The sequence below is a fragment of the Brachybacterium timonense genome (genome assembly GCF_900258505.1).
Classification (GTDB): domain Bacteria; phylum Actinomycetota; class Actinomycetes; order Actinomycetales; family Dermabacteraceae; genus Brachybacterium; species Brachybacterium timonense.
In genome coordinates, this window is record NZ_LT984895.1 from 1065996 (window position 1) to 1085156 (window position 19161).

Consider the following 19161-nt stretch of genomic DNA (forward strand, 5'->3'; position numbering starts at 1 on the left):
GACACTGTGACCACCTCCGATTCTCATGCTGCGCGTCCTGCGCGGCCCTTCGGTGCCGTCGGTACCGCGCTCGTCACCCCGTTCACCGCGGATGGCAAGGCCGTGGATCTCGAGGCCGCCCAGGCACTCGCCGAGCACGCCGTCTCCCGCGGCAACGACCTCGTGGTCGTGGCCGGAACAACGGGGGAGTCTCCGACCCTGTCGGATCATGAACGGCTGGACCTCGCCCGCGCGGTCCTCGATGCGGTGGGGGAGAAGGCCACAGTGGTCGCCGGCGCCGGCACCTACGACACACGCCACTCCATCGAGCTCGCCCGCGCTCATGCCGACCTCGGCGTCCACGGTCTGCTCGTGGTCACCCCGTACTACTCGAAGCCCTCACAGCAGGGTGCGCGCGCCCACCTGGAGGCGGTGGCGGACGCCACGGACCTGCCGGTGATGCTGTACGACATTCCGGGCCGTACCGGTCTCCCGCTAGCGAAGGACACACTGCTGCGCCTCGCGGAGCATCCCCGCATCGCTGCCGTCAAAGACGCCAAGAGCGACCTGCACGAGGCCACCGAGGTGATGGCCGCCACCGGCACCGCCTACTACTCCGGTGAAGACGCCCTGAACCTGCCCTGGCTCGCCATCGGCGCCGCCGGCATCGTTTCGGTGGTCAGCCAGGTGGCCCCTGAGCTCGACGCCGCGCTTGTGCGTGCCGTTGACCGCTCCGATCTCGACGCCGCTCGTGAGATCCACCGTGCGCTCGCCCCGCTCGTGAGCGCGATCATGACGTGCATGCCCGGAGCAGTGGCCGCCAAGGCCGCCCTCATGCTCCAGGGTGTGCTTCCCCACGCCGTCGTGCGCGCGCCGCACGCCCCGGCCGACGCCGACCATGTGCAGATGCTGGCCCGCGCGATCGATGACGCCGACGGCATCACCCCTGTGCACGCATCCCGGAGGACCCTGTGACCACGATCTTTACCGACCGCCCCCAGCAGCCCCCGAAGCTGAAGCGAGACACCCTGCGGATCACTCCGCTGGGCGGACTGGGCGACGTGGGCCGCAATATGGCGGTGCTGGAGATCAACGGCCGCCTGCTGGTGATCGACTGCGGCGTGCTGTTCCCCGAGGACGCCCAGCCCGGCGTGGATTTGATCTTGCCGGACTTCGACATGCTGCGCGAGCGTCTGGATGACATTGCTGCGATCATTCTGACCCACGGCCACGAGGACCACATCGGCGCTGTGCCGTACCTTCTGCGGCTGAAGCCCGACATCCCTCTGGTGGGCAGTCAGCTCACCCTCGCCTTCATCGAGGCGAAGCTGCGCGAGCACCGCATCACCCCGTACACACTCGCGGTCACGGAAGGACAGGTCGAGAGCTTCGGGCCGTTCACCTGCGAGTTCGTCGCGGTCAACCACTCGATCCCGGACGCCCTCGCCGTGCACGTCACCACTGCCGCCGGCACGGTGTTGCACACCGGTGACTTCAAGATGGACCAGCTGCCGCTCGACGGCCGCATCACCGATCTGCGTGCCTTCGCCCGGCTGGGGGAAAAGGGCGTGGACCTGTTCATGGTGGACTCCACCAATGCCGAAGTGCCGGGCTTCACGGTCGGTGAGCAGGAGATCGGACCGGTGCTTGAGGGCATCTTCGCCCGCGCCCGACAGAAGATCGTCGTCGCCTCCTTCTCGAGCCACGTCCATCGCGTGCAGCAGGTGCTCGATGCTGCCGCGATGCACGGCCGCAAGGTTGCGTTCGTCGGCCGCTCCATGGTGCGCAATATGGCCATCGCTGCCGACATGGGCTACCTGCGCGTGCCGGAGAACATCCTGGTGGACGTCAAGAAGATCGACTCGCTGCCTGATGACCAGGTGGTCCTGATGTGCACCGGCAGCCAGGGTGAGCCGATGGCGGCGCTGGGTCGCATCGCCAACCGTGACCACCGCGTCGCGGTGGGGCCGGGCGACGTGGTGATCCTGGCCTCCAGCCTCATCCCCGGCAATGAGAATGCCGTCTTCCGCGTGGTCAACGGCCTGATGGCGCTGGGCGCTGAGGTGGTGCACAAGGGCAATGCGAAGGTGCACACCTCCGGCCATGCCAGTGCCGGCGAACTGCTGTACTGCTACAACATCGTGCGCCCTAAGAACGTCATGCCTGTGCACGGAGAGGTCCGCCACCTCATCGCGAACGGCCGTGTTGCTGAGTCCACGGGTATTGCCCCGGAGCGGATCGTTCTGGCCCGCGACGGCTACGTGGTGGATCTGGCCGACGGGAAGGCGCAGGTCGTCGGTGCGATCCCGAACGGCTACGTGTATGTGGACGGCTCCAGCGTGGGCGAGATCTCCGAGGCGGACCTCAAGGATCGACGCATCCTGGGTGATGAGGGCTTCATCTCCGTGTTCGCTGTGGTGAACTCTGAGACCGGCGCTCTGATCGCCGGCCCCGAGATCCATGCCCGAGGCGTCGCGGAAGACGACGCCGTGTTCGAGAAGATCAAGCCGCAGATCGTCACGGCTCTTGAGCAGGCGGTCGCCGATCAGGCTGACCGTCGCGACCCGTACCAGCTGCAGCAGGTCATGCGCCGCGTGGTCGGACGCTACGCGAGTCAGCGACTGCGCCGCCGCCCCATGATCATCCCGATCGTGGTCGAAGCCTGAGTATCGAGCAGCGGCCCACGCCTTGAACGTTCTGCGCGTCGCGGGTGGGCCATCGCGGCCCGGTCCGCCCTGCCTGGGTCGAGAGCGTCACGTCGTCCGAGGTGTCGGCGCGGATCTGCGGCGCTGACGGGGCCCGTCCACGTACCATGGTTGGCATGGCGACACGTACGTCTTCCCCCGCACGTGCGTCGAAAGGCTCCTCGCGGTCCGCATCCGCCGGCACATCTCGTACAGCTGGCGCGGCCCACGATCCGTCGACGCTTCCGCTACCTGTGCGCGCTGTGCGCGCTGGCTACCTCGCGATCGCCCGCATGGTCGGCGGTTTCGTCCGCGCTGTCGGCGTGACCCGCTGGGAGGTGGCTCCCGAGCAGCGCCGCGACGGCTACGCCCTGTTCCTCATGCTGCTGGCCGCGCTCGTCGCCGTGCGTGAATGGTGGCAGGTGGGCGGCTGGTTCTTCGACTCTGTGCATACCGTGGTGGTCGGTACCTTCGGCATTGCCGCGATTGCGATGCCGCTGCTGCTGGCCGGCTGGTCGCTCCGCATGTTCCGCCGTCCCGACCTGGTGCGTGCCAACACCCGGATCGCCCTTGGCGTCGGCATTCTGATCACCTGCATCGCGGGCATCGCATCCGTGTCCGCGAAGATGCCCGCCCCGGCCGACGGCATCGCCGCACTCGGTCGAGGTGGCGGCGTTCTCGGCTATCTCCTTGCGGCTCCGCTCATGGCGTTGCTGCCCGGCATCGCTGTGATCGTGCTGTGCTCGGTGGGGATCGCGCTGGGCATTCTGGTGCTGACGGCCACCCCCGTCGAGTCCGTGCCCGCGCGTGTGCGCGGTGTGTACGACGTGCTCGTCGGCCGCAGCGAGGAAGAGGACGAAGAGCGCCTCGCCTTTGGACTGCGTCCCCGCCGCAGCACGGTGGAGGACACGGAAACGCTGCAGGCTGAGAAGACGGAGCCGATGAAACGGCCGCGTCGCCGCACTCGCGCCGAGAAGGAAGCCGACGCAGCCCGCGACCACGACGAGTTCGGATACGCTGGCGACGAAGCCTTCGAACAGGGCGTCACCGGGGAGGCCGACGCCAAGACACCCGCACGCCGCGGGAAGAAGAACAGCCGTCGCAGTCAGGACCAGGATGGGCCACGACGCGGTGTGCCGAACGATGCCACCGAGGTGTTCGACGTCGTTGCCGAGGAGAACGCGCGCGAGAAGTCGTTCCCGAGCGGGACGGACGCCACCACGCCACTGCCCGCGGCGAAGCCGTCGCGCGCGCAGAAGAAGCCGTCGGCCGCCACCACAGCCGTGTCCGAGACCACCGAGAAGGACCCGGATCTGGTGCTGCCCCCGATGGGGGACCTGCCGCGGGCCGGAGAGCAGCTCGAGCTCGCCGGTGACATCGTCTACACGCTGCCGGACTCGTCGTTCCTCGTGGAGGGGCCGCCCGCGAAGACCCGTTCCGAGGCGAACGACCGTGTCGTCGAGGCGCTTGGTGAGGTCTTCAGCCAGTTCAAGGTTGACGCCGAGGTCGTGGGCTTCTCCCGCGGACCGACAGTCACCCGCTACGAGGTCGAGCTTGCGCCCGGCACGAAGGTGGAGAAGGTCACCGCCCTCGACAAGAACATCGCCTACGCGGTGGCAAGCGCCGACGTGCGCATCCTCTCTCCGATCCCCGGCAAGAAAGCGATCGGCATTGAGATCCCCAACACCGACCGCGAGACCGTGGCGCTCGGTGATGTGCTGCGCAGCGCTGTCGCCGCGAAGAACGAACACCCCATGGTGATGGGCGTCGGCAAGGACGTCGAGGGCGGCTACGTGGTGGCGAACCTCGCGAAGATGCCGCACATGCTGGTGGCGGGCGCCACCGGTGCCGGTAAGTCCAGCTTCGTCAACTCCATGATCACCTCGATCCTGATGCGTGCCACCCCAGAAGAGGTGCGCATGGTGCTGGTGGACCCCAAACGCGTGGAGCTCACCATCTACGAAGGCATCCCGCACCTGATCACCCCGATCATCACCAACCCGAAGAAGGCCGCCGAGGCCCTCGAATGGGTGGTGCGCGAGATGGACGCCCGCTACGACGACCTGGCCGCTTTCGGGTTCAAGCACATCGACGACTTCAACAAGGCCGTGCGCAACGGCGAAGTCACCCCGCCACCCGGCAGCGAACGCACGCTCGCCCCGTACCCGTACCTGCTGGTCGTGGTCGACGAGCTCGCGGACCTCATGATGGTCGCGCCCCGCGACGTGGAAGGGTCGATCCAGCGCATCACCCAGCTGGCCCGCGCCGCCGGCATCCACCTGGTGCTCGCCACCCAGCGCCCGTCGGTCGACGTCGTCACCGGCATCATCAAGGCGAACGTGCCCAGCCGCCTCGCCTTCGCCACCTCCTCCCTGCAGGATTCGCGCGTTATCCTCGACTCGCCCGGTGCCGAGAAGCTGATCGGCCAGGGCGATGCCCTGTTCCATCCGATGGGCAAGGCCAAGCCCATGCGCGTGCAGGGCGCCTGGGTCAACGAATCGGAGATCCACAAGGTCGTCGACCACGTCAAGACGCAGATGAAGCCCTCCTACCGGGAGGACGTCACCGTGGCCGCGGCCAAGAAGCAGATCGATGATGACATCGGCGGCGACATGGACGTGCTGCTGCAGGCCGCCGAGCTCGTGGTCACCACCCAGTTCGGGTCGACCTCCATGCTGCAGCGCAAGCTGCGGGTCGGCTTCGCGAAAGCCGGCCGCCTCATGGATCTGCTCGAGTCCCGTGAGATCGTCGGCCCCTCAGAGGGATCGAAGGCGCGCGATGTGCTCGTGCACCCCGATGATCTGGCCGGGGCGATCGCGCGGATCAAGGGCGAGCCAGAGCCGGACGAGGCACCGCAGCAGGCCGAAGCTCCCGTGGCAGGTGACGAGGGCGGAGCCGACGGCGACCGCTACGCCTCCGATCCGCTCGACCACGATGATGATGCAGTCGCCCCCGAGTACTACGACGATGCCGAGGAGTCCGACTCCGAGGACGCGTGGCAGCTCACCGGGCGCTGACAGGTCAGCAGAGAGGACACGCCATGAGCGCACAGGAGCGCACGGACCAGGCGCCGCTGTGGAATATCGCGAACATCCTCACCATGGCTCGTTGCGTCATGGTGCCAATCTTCGTGGTGCTCGCCGCACTGCTGCATGACCAGGTGCCGGGCCGACTCCTCATCGCGGGTGTGTTCGTGCTCGCAATGCTGACGGATCTGGCCGACGGGCACCTGGCGCGCTCACGGAACCTCATAACCGACTTCGGCAAGATCATGGATCCGATCGCCGATAAAGCGATGACCGGTGCCGCCCTGATCATGCTGTCGGTGTGGGAGTACGTGCCCTGGTGGATGACGATCCTCATCCTGGTGCGCGAGATCGGTATCACCATCATGCGTTTCACGATCCTGCGCTACGGCGCGCTGCCGGCGAATTTCTCCGGGAAGGCCAAGACGATGGTGCAGTCCATCGGCATCACCTTCTGCCTGCTCCCCGTCGACCTGTGGTGGGAGCCGGCCCGCTGGATCGGACTCGCCATCATCCTGGTGGCCGTGGTGCTCACTGTCTGGTCCGGTCTGCTGAACGTGCGCGATGGGCTGCGGCTGCGCCGCGAGGCCCTCGCGGCCAGCCACGGCTGACAGGACACGTGATGGACGCGGACGTGGAACAGGCGGTGGCCAGCGCGGATCCGGCGCAGATCATCGCCGCTGCCGTCCAACGCGGGATGCAGCTCGCCACGGCGGAGTCGCTCACCGGCGGCTTGCTGGTCTCACGTCTTGTGGATGTGCCGGGTGCGAGTCGAGCCGTGGCTGGGGGAGCGGTCTGCTACTCCTATGCTGCCAAGACGCGGCTGCTGGGCGTGCCCGCTGGCCTGCTCGAGCGCGATGGTGCCGTGAACGGTCGCGTCGCAGAACTGATGGCACAGGGGGCCCTTCATCTGTATGGCGCGGATTTGGCAGTCTCGACCACCGGCGTCGCTGGGCCCGGGCCGGATGATCGGGGCGTGCCCGCTGGGCGGGTGCACCTGGGCATCGCCACGGCCGACGGGGCACGCAGCTGTGACGTGTATCTCGCGGGAAATCGAGCGGCTGTTCGTGTGCAGGCGGTCGCGGCTGCCCTGAATCTGCTCGCCGATCACCTGCTCTGACCAGCGCGGGGATACGGCTGGCGGTGAAGTGACCCGTCGACCTCCCTCCCCAGCCGACGCACAGTGGATGTCCAGGCGCGACTGGGGTATCAGTGGCTAGCATCGTGGGAACATTCGTCGCCCCCGCCGCGTTGCGGGGACCGTGAATGATCGACCGGTGAGCGCGCCGTCCGCGCTCCCCTCAGGAAAAGGAGGACGAGCCATGGTGCTGTTTCGTCAGGAGCTCGGGGATGTGCTGCGCGGCGCTCGCCGCGCCCAGGGGCGCACCCTGCGAGAGGTGTCCTCCGATGCCCGCGTGTCCCTTGGGTACCTCAGCGAGATCGAGCGGGGGCAGAAGGAGGCGTCCAGCGAGCTGCTGATCTCCGTCACCGAGGCCCTCGGTCTGCCGCTGTCCTGCGTGCTGCGTGAAGTCTCCGACCGCATCGCCGTTATCGAGGGTGTGACTGTGCCGGACACGGTGCCGGATGAGCTGACGAGCCCGGCAGAACTGGTGGGCATGCGCTGACGTGCGCCGCAGCGAGTTTACCGAGCTGTCCGACCACGTCTTCGGTGTCGTGCTCGCTCGCACCTACCGTCAGGAGCTTGTGCTCGAGGAGTTCGGCGGTCTGAGCGCGGATGAGGCGATCGACCAGGGCGAGCCCGTGCGCCGCGTGTGGACCGCACTGTGTGATGCCATGGACGTGCCGGAGGATCGGCGCTGGGAGATCCCGCCGGATGAGCGCCGCCGCTGACGGCCGCTGACGAGTCGAGCAGCGCCGAGCTGCACGCCCTGCCGTGGCGGCAGCGCGGTCTCGACACGCCGAGGCGCGCTCGATTCGATCGAACGTCTGTTCGGTAGTGTGTGTGCTGGCGGTCGGCACTCGCGGCGCGGGGCGCCGACGATCGACCCGCGGCGACGGCGGATCGAGCTCCCTCCCCATCGGCGCAGATCCACAGCGCCCGGGGTGGCCGCAGGTTTGTCGTACCCGCCGCCTAGTGTGGCCGCACGATCAGCTCGCCGGGACCGCCCGGTACACGGAAGGAACATCGCACATGACTGCTTCGAAGTCCGCCGGGAAGGCCACCACGGAACGCGGCTCCCAGCTTGACGCCGCGCTCGCGCAGATCGACCGCCAGTTCGGCAAGGGGTCGATTATGCGGCTCGGGGATGACACACGCCCGCCGGTCGAGGTGATCCCCACCGGCTCTGTGGCGCTGGATGCCGCGCTCGGTATCGGCGGACTCCCCCGCGGCCGCATCGTCGAGATTTACGGGCCGGAATCCTCCGGCAAGACCACCGTCGCCCTGCATGCCGTGGCCAACGCCCAGCGCAACGGTGGCATCGCCGCGTTCATTGACGCTGAGCACGCTCTGGATCCCGAGTACGCCAAAAAGCTCGGCGTGGATACCGACGCCCTGCTCGTCTCCCAGCCTGATACCGGTGAGCAGGCACTCGAGATCACCGACATGCTGGTGCGCTCCGGTGCGCTCGACGTGGTGGTCATCGACTCCGTGGCGGCTCTCGTGCCGAAGGCGGAAATCGAAGGCGAGATGGGTGACTCCCACGTCGGCCTGCAGGCCCGCCTCATGTCGCAGGCCCTGCGCAAGCTCGCAGGTGCCCTGCACGCATCCGGAACCAGCGCCATCTTCATCAACCAGCTGCGCGAGAAGATCGGCGTGTTCTTTGGCAGCCCCGAGACCACCACCGGTGGTAAGGCGCTGAAGTTCTACGCCTCTGTGCGCATGGACATCCGCCGCATCGAGACCCTCAAGCAGGGGCAGGACTCCGTGGGCAACCGCACCCGGGTGAAGATCGTCAAGAACAAGATGGCCCCGCCTTTCAAGCAGGCCGAATTCGACATTCTCTACGGTGAAGGCATCTCCCGCGAGGGCGGGCTCATCGATCTGGGTGTTGAGCATGGAATCGTGCGCAAGTCCGGTGCGTGGTTCACCTACGAAGGTGACCAGCTGGGGCAGGGCAAGGAGAACGCCCGCCAGTTCCTTAAAGACAACACGGACCTTGCTGCCGAGATTGAGGAGAAGATTCTCCGTACTCTCGGTGTCGGTAAGTTCGCTGAGGCTCCGGCCCCACAGGACGAGGTGGAGGAGGACTTCCTCGACGATGACGTCCCGGCCGCCATCTGAACGGGACCACGGCGGGGATGAGCCACACCATGCACGACGTCGCTTCCCGGGCTGAGCCCCGGGCGGCCGACGGTGTCCGCACTCAGCTTGCTCAGCGCATCGCTCGAATCGAGCAGGCCCCCACCGCGCCACCGGATCCCGCTGCTATCGAGCGCGAGAAACAGATTGTGGCGCAGTGCCGGTATCTGATGCGTCTGCTCGCCATGCGCAGGCGCAGCGAGCATGAGATGCGAGAACGTCTCGTTGCTCGGGAGGTCAGTGCCGATGTGGTGCATGAGGCGATGGCACGAATCCGACGCGCTGGCCTGGTGGACGATGCCGCGTTTGCCGCAGAGTGGGTTCAGCAGCGCCGCGCAGCCCGCGGACTGGCCGATGACCGCCTGCGCCGCGAACTGCTCCGCCGCGGTGTGGCCGCCCCCGTCATTGATGCGGCACTGCTGGATGCCGCTGATGACGAAGAGACGCGGTGCCGCCAACTGGTGCGCGACCGCCTACGTCGAGACCGAGCACGCCTCACCGACCCTGCCGTGCGGGAGGGGGACAGCACCTGGCGGGCGATCGCGCGCCGCCTGGACGCGTTCCTCGCCCGGCGCGGCTACGACGGGGCCCTCGCTGTTCACGTGATCTCCACCGAGATGCGCGCGGTCAGCACCAGCTGAGGCCGGGCTGCGCCGTACCCTGGATCCACTATGTCGACTGCCCCCACCGCTTCTCCCGCCCGTGAACACGCCGACGGCGCCGCGCGAAACCGCGGCACCTATCAGGTGCGCACCTTCGGCTGCCAGATGAACGTGCACGACTCTGAACGGCTCACGGGCCTGCTGGAGGACGCTGGCTACATTGCGGCTGCGCCGGATGCTGACATCGACGCTGGCGAGGTCGATGTGATCGTCTTCAACACCTGCGCCGTGCGTGAGAACGCCGCGAACAAGCTGTATGGCAACCTCGGCGCGCTGCGCCCCGCTAAGACAGCGCACCCAGGCCTGCAGATCGCCGTCGGCGGCTGCCTCGCACAGAAGGATCGCTCCACCATCGTCGAGCGTGCACCGTGGGTTGATGTGGTCTTCGGTACCCACAACATCGGCTCCCTGCCGGTGCTGCTCGAGCGCGCCCGCCACAACGCGGAGGCACAGGTCGAGATCAAGGAGGCGTTGGAGGTCTTCCCCTCCACACTGCCCACCCGCCGTGAGTCTGTGTACGCCGCCTGGGTGTCGATCTCCGTGGGCTGCAACAACACCTGCACCTTCTGCATCGTCCCGTCGCTGCGCGGCAAGGAGAAGGACCGCCGCCCCGGTGACGTGCTGGCTGAGGTCCGCCAGGTGGTCGACACTGGCGCCATCGAGGTCACTCTGCTGGGCCAGAACGTGAACTCCTACGGCGTCGAGTTCGGTGATCGCGGCGCTTTCGCGAAGCTGCTACGCGCCTGCGGCGAAGTCGACGGCCTTGAACGGGTCCGGTTCACCTCGCCCCACCCGGCCATGTTCACCGATGACGTCATCGACGCTATGGCCGAGACCCCCACCGTCATGCCGCAGCTACACATGCCGCTCCAGTCTGGATCGGACCGCATCCTCAAGGCGATGCGACGCTCCTACCGCTCCACGAAGTTCCTGGGCATCCTCGAGAAGGTGCGTGAGCGCATCCCGGAAGCCGCTATCACCACCGACATCATCGTCGGCTTCCCCGGAGAGACCGAGGAGGACTTCCAGCGGACCTTGGATGTCGTGGAGGAGTCCCGGTTCTCGAGCGCCTTTACCTTCCAGTACTCGGTTCGGCCCGGCACCCCGGCCGCCACGATGGAGGACCAGATCCCCAAAGCCGTTGTGCAGGAGCGATTTGAACGACTCATCGCCTTGCAGGAGCGGATCACGCTCGAGGAGAACCAGGCGCTCGAAGGGACCGTCGTCGAGCTGCTGATCGCCGAAGGCGAAGGTGACCGTGACGCCGAAACGAACCGCATCTCCGGCCGGGCCCGCGACAACCGGCTGGTGCATTGCGCACTGCCCGCGGACCTGCCCGAACACGCCCGCCCGCGCCCCGGTGACCTGGTCACGGCGACCGTGACCCGAGCCGCCCCGCACTACCTCATCGCGGACAGCGCCATGCAGGCCGGTGTCCCAGCTGCCCAGCTGCGGCCCGAGCACTTCTCGGTGCGGCGCACCCGCTCGGGCGACGCGTGGGAGGCCGGCCTGCAGGGCCTCGAGCAGGGATCGGCCTGCGGCACGGGACCAGGCGCGGCGCCGACAGGTCCGGTGGGGCTCGGTATGCCAACGCTGCGGCGCGCGTAAGGATGCACCCTCACCTGCGGGTGGTCAGCCACCTGCAGGCTGGATGCACCTGCAGGCTGGATGGCCTGTGATCAGTCGTCGAGGTCGTCGAGTTCGGGGCCGAGCCGCTCCTCGAGGCTGTGGAAGAACGCGATCACGGTGCTGAGCCCGCACTCGATCGACGCATCGACCTGCGCATCGGTTCCACCCTCGCGGAAATCACTGATCGTCTCGCCGTACACGCCCAGCAGCCCCTCGGACTCGCGGCGCACGTACACCTTCGGCGAGACGCGGTTCATGTTCCACTCGTTGCAGAGCTTGATCATCTCGACCTTGCGGGAGATGTCCACCGAGTGGTTCCAGCGACCACGGGTCTGCAGCACCGCACGCTCATCACCGGTGAGCAAGAAATGGAAACGGTAATCGTCGAAACGAGCCCGCAGCACATCCGGATGCTCGTCGTCCTCGATGTAGGCGTAGCCAGCGCGGGTGAGGCGCTCCTGCACCCGCTCCAACGTCACCGGAGCCACCTGTGCGTCCGTCACCGCCACGGAATCATGTCCAGCAGTCACATCCACTCTCAGCCACTCGTCACAATGGGATTCACGCCGCCTCACGGCGACGCCGACACACTGTACCGCTCTTCCATCTGCCGCCGACCACCGAGGTGACGGGATCGGCTCAACGAGCATCCCTGCAGCGTTCCCGCAGCACTCAGTACGATGCCTTCATGACCCGTCTGCGTGTGCTCGCCATCGTCGGCGCCACCGCGACGGGCAAGAGCGACATCGCCGTTCACCTTGCCGAGCGTCTGGGCGGCGAGATCATCAATGCCGACGCTCTCCAGCTCTACCGTGGCATGGACATCGGCACCGCGAAGATCCTCCCCGCCGAACGCCGCGGCATCCCGCACCACCTGCTCGACGTGCTCGACGTCACCGAGGAAGCCTCCGTGAGCGCCTACCAGCAGCAGGCGCGGCAGCTGATTGATGGGATTCGTGAGCGCGGTCGCCTCCCGATCCTGGTCGGCGGCTCAGGGCTGTATATCCGGGCCGTGCTCGACGACATCGAGTTCCCGCCCACCGACCCGGCCGTGCGTGCACGACTCGAACAGGAAGCCGCCGACCAGGGGCTGTCGGCGCTGCGAGAGCGGCTCATACGCACCGACCCAGCCTCGGCTGAACGCATCGGTGCCGCCGATGCGCGCCGAGTCATCCGTGCACTCGAAGTAAAGGAGATCACCGGCAGGCCCTTCACCGCGTTCATGCCGCAGCGCCGCTATATCCACCCCGGGACCGTGCAGCTCGGCATACAACGTCCCCGTCCGGAACTGCATGAACGCATCGAACGCCGCGTGCACAGCATGGTTGAGCGCGGCCTCCTCGATGAAGTGCGCACCCTGCGCGCAGCGGGGCTGGACCGTGGGCTCACAGCGCGCCGGGCCATCGGGTACGAGCAGGCTCTTGCCGTCCTCGACGGCACCATGACCTGTGAGCAGGCGATCGAAGCGACGATCGTCGGCACCCGTCGGCTCGTGCGCAAACAGGACACCTGGTTCCGCCGCGACCCGCGTGTGCACTGGATCTGCGCCGAACAGACCACCTCAGGTTCGATGGCAGACGTCCTGCTCGACCACGCGTTGACTGCCCTCAACGACGTCGAGGTCGTTGCCTCAGGTGAGGACTCCTAAGCTTCATCTATGACCACCGCCGACGCTGCACTGCATTTCCTCACCGGGCACGGTACGGAGAACGACTTCGTACTTCTCGATGACCCCGAGGGCGCGCTCGAACTCGACACGGCCCGTGTGGCGGCTCTGTGCGACCGACGCTCCGGCATCGGGGGCGATGGACTGATCCGAGCAGTGCGCACCAGTGCCGCCGGTATCGACGCTCCGCCCGATGCGCCGGAGTGGTTCATGGACTACCGCAACGCCGATGGGTCCCTCGCTGAGATGTGCGGCAACGGGGTGCGGGTGTTCGCCGCTCTGCTCCAGCACGCCGGGCATGTTGACGACGACGTCTTCGCGATCTGGACACGGGCAGGCCGACGAGACGTGGAGGTGCTCACCCGCCCAGACACGCCCGCCTCGCCGTGGATGGTGCGCGTGGGCATGGGTACGCCGACGACCGGCACACAGCGCCGTCGCATCACGGTGGGTGAGCTCGTGCTGGAGAGCACGGACGTCGACATGGGAAACCCGCATGCGGTCGCGTTCCTGCCCGCAGGAGAGCCGCTCGAGCAGCTCGACCTGACCCGTCGGCCTGCCGTCGACCCCGATCCGGCGGACGGCACGAATATCGAGCTGGTCTGCCTGCGGGGCGAGCGTCACGTGGCACTGCGGGTGTATGAACGCGGGGTGGGGGAGACCCGTTCCTGCGGCACCGGCGTGGCGGCGGTCGCCGTCGCAGCCGCGCAGCGCACGAGCGATACCAGCGGGAGACCATGGACGGTCGACGTGCCAGGAGGCCGGCTCGAAGTTGGCTTTCTGCCCGATGGCACGGTCACCCTCACCGGCCCCGCGATGCTCGTTGCCGCCGGCAGGCTGCTCGGCTGAGCCCCAGGGGTCGCTGCTCAGCGCTGCGGACCCACCTCGATGACCCGGTAGCCCTTCGCACTCGCCACGCGCCGCACGTCGCGCTCAGGAAGCTCATCGCTCAGCCAGCGCATCAGCGGATCGGCGCCAAGGTTCTTGCCGACGACGAGCGCGGCGGTGCCCGTCGGCCTCAGGCGCGCGATCCAGGTGAGCAGCAGCTCATGAAGCGCCGCCTTGCCGATCCTGATCGGGGGGTTGGACCAGATCGCATCGACCTCGAGATCCTCAGGCACATCCTCGGGCGCCAGGACCTGCACCTGGTCCAGGCCCAGGATCCGGGCGTTCTCTGCGGTGAGTTCACGAGCACGCGCGCTCACATCGACGGCCCACACCTGCGCATCCGGATGCTCGAGAGCTGCGGTCAGAGCGATTGGTCCCCATCCACAGCCCAGATCCAGGATCCGCGGTGCCTGCGGCAGCGGGGTGAGCAGTTCACGTCGGTCCAGCAGGACGCGCGTGGCCAGGTCCAGGCCGTGTCCGCTGAAGACCGAGGCGGCTGAGACCAGCTGACGCTCCTGCCCGGCCAGCTGCACCCGCAGTGGATGGCGGGCGGCGTCGGTCGCGGATTCGGCGGTGAAATAGTGCTCGTTCACCGGCCCAGGATACGAAGCGGCCGACCCGACAGCTGTTCGCTCGTCCGCAACCAGTCGACGCGGCACGCAGCCACATGAGAGCACGAATCAGCCGGACGGCGTGATGCACCCGGAAATCGCTCGACCGGTGCCGCGCCACATGGGATTCTTGGAACTCTCGCACCGCCCGGTGCCCACTGACCAAGGAGATCCCGCCTGTGCCCATCCGTTTCCGTCCCGACCCCGTTCCCCCTACTGCTGAGGCGACGAGTGGATCTGACGGCCGGCACACGCCTTCGAGCCCCGCTCTCTCCGACAGCCGTAGTGCTGCTCCTTCTCCTGACTCTGTGACTGAGCGGATTCTCGCGCGGGGCGATGCCAGTGTCTCCGCCGTCACCTACAGCTCGGACGCCGACGGCGACCAGATGGACCTCGCCGACAGGCAGGCTCTGCGCCGCGTCCATGGTCTATCCACCGAGCTCGAGGACATCACCGAGGTCGAATACCGCAAGGTGCGTCTTGAACGCGTGGTGCTCGCGGGGCTGTACCAGCGCGGTGACGCCGAGGACGCGGAGAACAGCCTGCTTGAGCTCGCTGCGCTCGCTGAGACGGCCGGATCACAGGTGCTCGACGGCGTGCTGCAGCGCCGCGCCCACCCGGATCCCGCCACCTTCCTGGGGCGCGGCAAGGCACAGGAACTCGCCGAGATCGTCGCCGAGGTGGAGGCTGACACGGTGATCGCCGACGGCGAGCTCGCCCCGAGCCAGCGTCGCGCACTCGAAGACATCGTGAAGGTCAAAGTGGTGGACCGCACCGCCCTGATCCTCGACATCTTCGCTCAGCACGCCAAGTCCCGCGAAGGCAAAGCACAGGTCGAGCTCGCCCAGCTCGAATACCTGCTGCCGCGACTGCGCGGTTGGGGCGAGTCGATGTCGCGTCAGGCCGGCGGACGCATCGCCGCCGGTGGCGCTGGCATGGGCTCACGTGGCCCCGGTGAGACGAAGATCGAGCTTGACCGTCGGCGCATCCGCGACCGCATGGCGAAGCTGCGGCGCGAGATCAAGCAGATGGCGCCTGGGCGTGAAGCCCAGCGGGCCGACCGTAAACGCAGCGACGTGCCCGCCGTTGCCATCGCCGGGTACACGAACGCCGGGAAGTCCTCTCTGCTCAATCGCCTCACCGGCGCGGGGGTGCTGGTCGAGAACGCGCTGTTCGCGACCCTGGATCCGACGGTGCGTCGCGCCCAGACGCCCGACGGCCGTGAGTTCACCTTCGCTGACACCGTCGGCTTCGTCCGACACTTGCCCACGCAGCTGGTCGAGGCGTTCCGCTCGACCCTCGAGGAAGTGGGTGATGCGGATCTGCTGCTCCACGTGGTCGACGCCTCCCACCCTGATCCCGAGGGGCAGATCCGTGCCGTGCGCAGCGTGCTCAGCGAGATCGACGGTTTCGATGTGCCCGAGATCATCGTGCTGAACAAGGCGGACGTTGCCGCGCCCGAGACCATCGCGCGCATTCGCAGCCAGGTTGAGCTCTCCGCCGTGGTCTCCGCACGCACAGGCGAGGGCATCGAGGACCTGCGACACCTGATTGCCGAGCATCTGCCGCGCCCGGCCGTCGAAGTTGACGTCATCGTCCCGTACACCCGCGGTGATCTGGTCTCCCGTGTTCATACGACCGGGGAGATCCTGGCGGAAGAGCATCTGCCGGACGGCACCCGTCTGCACGCCCGTGTGGACGCGGCGCTTGCGGCAGAGCTCGGCGTCGCGGCCTAACGGGCAGCCGCTCGCCCCGGCGCGTTCAGGGCGTGGCACCCCGGTATGGCGGTCCCGGATCGCTACCGTGGAGCGGTGCCACCCGCCCCGTGCCCTGAGGACTCCCTGCCACCCCTTGCCGACATGCTCAGCCGTGCTGTTGCCGCCATCGGCGGGGCACCGCGCGATGGGCAGACGGCGATGTGCGACGCAGTCGGGACCGCGATGGAGGCCGGGCGGCACTTGTTCGTCCAGGCAGGGACGGGAACCGGCAAATCACTCGCCTACCTTGTGCCGGCCGTCCGCCACGCGCTGCTGACAGGACGGCCCGTGGTCGTCTCGACAGCCACGATCGCGTTGCAAAGCCAGATCATCCGCAAGGATCTGCCCCGGATCATTGAGGCGCTCGCGCCCGCACTGCCTCGCACTCCATCATTCGCCCTGCTCAAGGGGCGCAGCAACTACGTGTGCCGCCACAAACTCGAGGGCGGGTATCCCATCGACGCTGACCCGGGCACCCTGTTCGCTGCAGGCGGTTCGGGCACGGCATCCGGCGGCGCGGAGCGACTGGGCGAGCAGATTCGCAGGCTGCGTGCGTGGGCGGAGGAGACCGATACCGGAGACCGTGACTCCCTCACCGACCCCGTCTCGGACCGGGCGTGGCGGCAGGTGTCCGTGAGTGGATCCCACTGCCTGGGAACCTCATGCCCCCTGGTCGATGACTGTTTCGCTGAGCGCAGCCGCGACGTGGCTCGCGAGGTCGACCTCGTCGTGACCAACCATGCGTTGCTCGCGATCGACGCCTTCGATCGCCACGGCATCATCCCTGACCACGACGTGGTGGTCTTTGATGAGGCGCACGATCTTGTCGACCGCGTGACCAGCGCGGTCACCGACCAGCTCAGTGCAGGCATGGTCCGCTCCGCCGTGCGGGGCCTGCGCGGCCTCGGCATCGCTGCCACGGCGCTTGATGACGCCGGCGACGAGCTGCGCGAGGCTCTCGGAGCGCTTCCGGACGGGCGTATCGTCGGCCCCCTGCCAGACCGGCTTGCGGACGCGCTCGGCACGCTCAGGGTCGAGGCGCGCACGGTGCACGCGGATGCGAAGGAGCCTGGTGATGCTGCGACGGCCGGTGCGCGACGCGCGGTGCGTTCGGACCTGCAGGAGATCATCGATGTGTGTGAGCGGGCCGCCGACCCAGCCACGGATGACGTCATATCGGTCTCGCACTCTGAGGCGACCGGGCGCTCCAGCCTGCAGATCGCTCCGCTGTCGGTGGCGGGTCCCATGCGCTCATCGGTGCTCGAGGACCGGACAGTGGTGATGACCTCAGCAACGCTGGCCCCAGGCGACAGATTCGAAGCCGCGGCTGGCTCGGTCGGGCTTGCAGCACGCGACCGCTTCGGCGCCGCCGACGACGACGTGCGGGAGGATTCGTCGGCCTGGGCCGGGATCGACGTGGGCAGTCCTTTCGACTATCCACGGCAGGGCATTCTGTATGTGGCTCGGCATCTGCCGCCGCCGGGACGCGACGGGCCGCGCACCGAAATGCTGGGGCATCTTGCCGAGCTGGTGGATGCCTCCGGTGGGGGAGCGCTGTGCCTGTTCTCCTCGCGGCGCGGCGCGGAGGAGGCAGCCGAGTACGTGCGCGCCCGCACGGATCTCACGATCGGGGTGCAGGGCGAGGACTCCATGGCAAACCTTGTGCGGCTGTTCGCGAGCGAACAGGATTCGTGCCTGTTCGGCACGCTCACGCTGTGGCAGGGCGTCGACGTGCCTGGCCGCTCGTGCCGTCTGGTGACGATCGACAGGATCCCGTTTCCACGCCCGGATGATCCTCTGATGTCCGCGCGCTCCGAGCGGGTCGCGGAACGGGGCGGCAACGGGTTCATGATGGTTTCGGTGCGCCATGCGGCGCTGCTGCTGGCACAGGGGGCCGGGCGACTGATTCGCTCGGCCGAGGACCGAGGCATGGTTGCGGTGCTGGATCCGCGTCTGGCAACGGCGCGTTACGGCCGGGTGCTCGCGGGTGCTATGCCGCCGCTGTGGCGCACCGACGACCCCGATGTGGCGGTGGCGGCGCTGCGGCGCCTTGCCGTGATCTGACCATCGGCACATCAGGCCCTGCCCGGCAGACAGGGTAGCCCGGTGGCCTACTGAACCGTGGATCGACCCTGCTGACGTGTTGGACGAGGGTCAGACAGAGCGGAGAACGGCGACGACCTTGCCCAGGATCTCGGCGCTGTCACCGAGGATCGGGGCGAAAGCGGGGTTGTGAGGCATGAGCCAGACGTGTCCGTCACGCTGCGTGAACGTCTTGACGGTTGCCTCCCCATCGATCATCGCCGCGACGATCTCGCCTTTCTCAGCCGTCTTCTGACTGCGCACGACCACCCAGTCCCCATCGCAGATGGCAGCATCAATCATGGAGTCACCCACGACTTTCAGCAGGAACAGCTCTCCGCCGCCCACGATCTGCTCTGGCAGGGTGAAGACGTCTTCCACCTGCTCCTGGGCGGTGATCGGGACGCCAGCGGCGATGCGCCCGACCAGTGGCACACGCACCGAGGGCGATGAGGAGATGTCGGGCTGATCCTCTTCCGCGTGCGGAGCATCGTCCTCGCCAGGCATGACGACCTCCATCGCCCGCGGCCGCTTGGGATCCCGGCGCAGATAGCCCTTGCGTTCGAGCGCCTGCAACTGATGGGACACCGATGAGGAGGACGTCAGCCCGACGGCGTCCCCGATCTCTCGCATCGACGGTGGGTATCCGCGCGACGTGATCGCCTCCGTGATGGTGGCGAGCACACGCCGTTGACGAGCTGTCAGCGCCGGCTGTGCCTCTGCGTCATACGCGGGGACTGCGGAGATGTCGGGACCCGCAGTGGGGCGTCCTCCGGGGGCGTTGCTCGGCGTCATCGTGCGGGCCTCCTGCCGTTCGTTTGTCGGACCCTCCCGGTTGCATGAGTCCTGTCACCGAGCGTAGGCCGTCAGATGTCGAACGCCAAACACATGTTCGATCGGAGCTTGCGTGTCGCG

General features: G+C 67.7%; 17 protein-coding genes. 14 read left to right on the top strand and 3 right to left on the bottom strand.

The window, feature by feature from the left end:
- The first annotated feature begins 6 nt into the window (after positions 1–6).
- From dapA to miaB, 10 genes are all read left to right on the top strand, one after another.
- Positions 7–954: a 4-hydroxy-tetrahydrodipicolinate synthase gene (dapA, locus tag C8271_RS04605; protein WP_106506308.1), complete on the top strand. Its 948-nt coding sequence runs from the start codon at positions 7–9 to the stop codon at positions 952–954.
- Entirely contained in the window at positions 951–2645 is a 1695-nt protein-coding gene (locus C8271_RS04610; RefSeq protein WP_106506309.1) for a ribonuclease J, read from the top strand. Before dapA ends, C8271_RS04610 begins: the two co-directional genes overlap by 4 nt.
- Positions 2646–2800: 155 nt before the next feature.
- Entirely contained in the window at positions 2801–5680 is a 2880-nt protein-coding gene (locus tag C8271_RS04615; protein ID WP_170957803.1) for an FtsK/SpoIIIE family DNA translocase, read from the top strand.
- A gap of 23 nt (positions 5681–5703) precedes the next feature.
- Positions 5704–6300 carry a CDP-diacylglycerol--glycerol-3-phosphate 3-phosphatidyltransferase gene (pgsA, locus tag C8271_RS04620; RefSeq protein WP_106506310.1) on the top strand — a complete coding sequence of 199 codons (597 nt, stop codon included), beginning with the start codon at positions 5704–5706 and terminating at the stop codon, positions 6298–6300.
- 11 nt (positions 6301–6311) lie between these two features.
- On the top strand, positions 6312–6809 hold the full coding sequence (locus tag C8271_RS04625; RefSeq protein ID WP_106506311.1) for a CinA family protein: 498 nt from the start codon (positions 6312–6314) through the stop codon (positions 6807–6809).
- 157 nt (positions 6810–6966) lie between these two features.
- Entirely contained in the window at positions 6967–7314 is a 348-nt protein-coding gene (locus C8271_RS04630; RefSeq protein ID WP_425428185.1) for a helix-turn-helix domain-containing protein, read from the top strand.
- A 1-nt stretch (position 7315) separates the two neighbouring features.
- On the top strand, positions 7316–7540 hold the full coding sequence (locus C8271_RS04635; protein ID WP_106506313.1) for a DUF3046 domain-containing protein: 225 nt from the start codon (positions 7316–7318) through the stop codon (positions 7538–7540).
- Between the two features lie 301 nt (positions 7541–7841).
- Positions 7842–8933: a recombinase RecA gene (recA, locus tag C8271_RS04640; RefSeq protein ID WP_106506314.1), complete on the top strand. Its 1092-nt coding sequence runs from the start codon at positions 7842–7844 to the stop codon at positions 8931–8933.
- A gap of 29 nt (positions 8934–8962) precedes the next feature.
- Positions 8963–9592, top strand: a complete 630-nt coding sequence (locus C8271_RS04645) for a regulatory protein RecX (RefSeq protein WP_106506315.1) — start codon at positions 8963–8965, stop codon at positions 9590–9592.
- A gap of 30 nt (positions 9593–9622) precedes the next feature.
- Positions 9623–11221, top strand: coding sequence for a tRNA (N6-isopentenyl adenosine(37)-C2)-methylthiotransferase MiaB (gene miaB, locus C8271_RS04650; RefSeq protein WP_106506316.1), 1599 nt, complete (start codon positions 9623–9625; stop codon positions 11219–11221).
- Positions 11222–11292: 71 nt separating this feature from the next.
- Here the strand turns inward: miaB and C8271_RS04655 are convergent, their stop codons facing one another.
- Entirely contained in the window at positions 11293–11772 is a 480-nt protein-coding gene (locus C8271_RS04655) for a YbjN domain-containing protein (RefSeq protein ID WP_245920890.1), read from the bottom strand.
- Positions 11773–11930: 158 nt separating this feature from the next.
- On the opposite strand from C8271_RS04655, the gene miaA reads away from it, so the two are divergent.
- Together miaA and dapF are read left to right on the top strand one after the other, a co-directional pair.
- Entirely contained in the window at positions 11931–12890 is a 960-nt protein-coding gene (gene miaA / locus C8271_RS04660; protein ID WP_106506318.1) for a tRNA (adenosine(37)-N6)-dimethylallyltransferase MiaA, read from the top strand.
- Between the two features lie 9 nt (positions 12891–12899).
- Complete coding sequence (dapF, locus tag C8271_RS04665; RefSeq protein ID WP_106506319.1) at positions 12900–13757, top strand: diaminopimelate epimerase; 858 nt, start codon at positions 12900–12902, stop codon at positions 13755–13757.
- 17 nt (positions 13758–13774) lie between these two features.
- On the opposite strand, the gene C8271_RS04670 is transcribed toward dapF, so the two are convergent.
- Positions 13775–14389, bottom strand: coding sequence for a class I SAM-dependent methyltransferase (locus C8271_RS04670; RefSeq protein WP_106506320.1), 615 nt, complete (start codon positions 14387–14389; stop codon positions 13775–13777).
- A 197-nt stretch (positions 14390–14586) separates the two neighbouring features.
- Here C8271_RS04670 and hflX point away from each other — a divergent pair, with 197 nt between their 5' ends.
- Both hflX and C8271_RS04680 read left to right on the top strand, forming a co-directional pair.
- Positions 14587–16143, top strand: a complete 1557-nt coding sequence (gene hflX / locus C8271_RS04675) for a GTPase HflX (RefSeq protein WP_170957804.1) — start codon at positions 14587–14589, stop codon at positions 16141–16143.
- A 123-nt stretch (positions 16144–16266) separates the two neighbouring features.
- Positions 16267–18228: an ATP-dependent DNA helicase gene (locus tag C8271_RS04680; protein ID WP_245921174.1), complete on the top strand. Its 1962-nt coding sequence runs from the start codon at positions 16267–16269 to the stop codon at positions 18226–18228.
- Between the two features lie 90 nt (positions 18229–18318).
- On the opposite strand, the gene lexA is transcribed toward C8271_RS04680, so the two are convergent.
- A complete protein-coding gene (gene lexA, locus C8271_RS04685) occupies positions 18319–19041 on the bottom strand; it encodes a transcriptional repressor LexA (RefSeq protein WP_106506323.1) in 723 nt (240 codons plus the stop codon).
- Between the last annotated feature and the right edge of the window lie 120 nt (positions 19042–19161).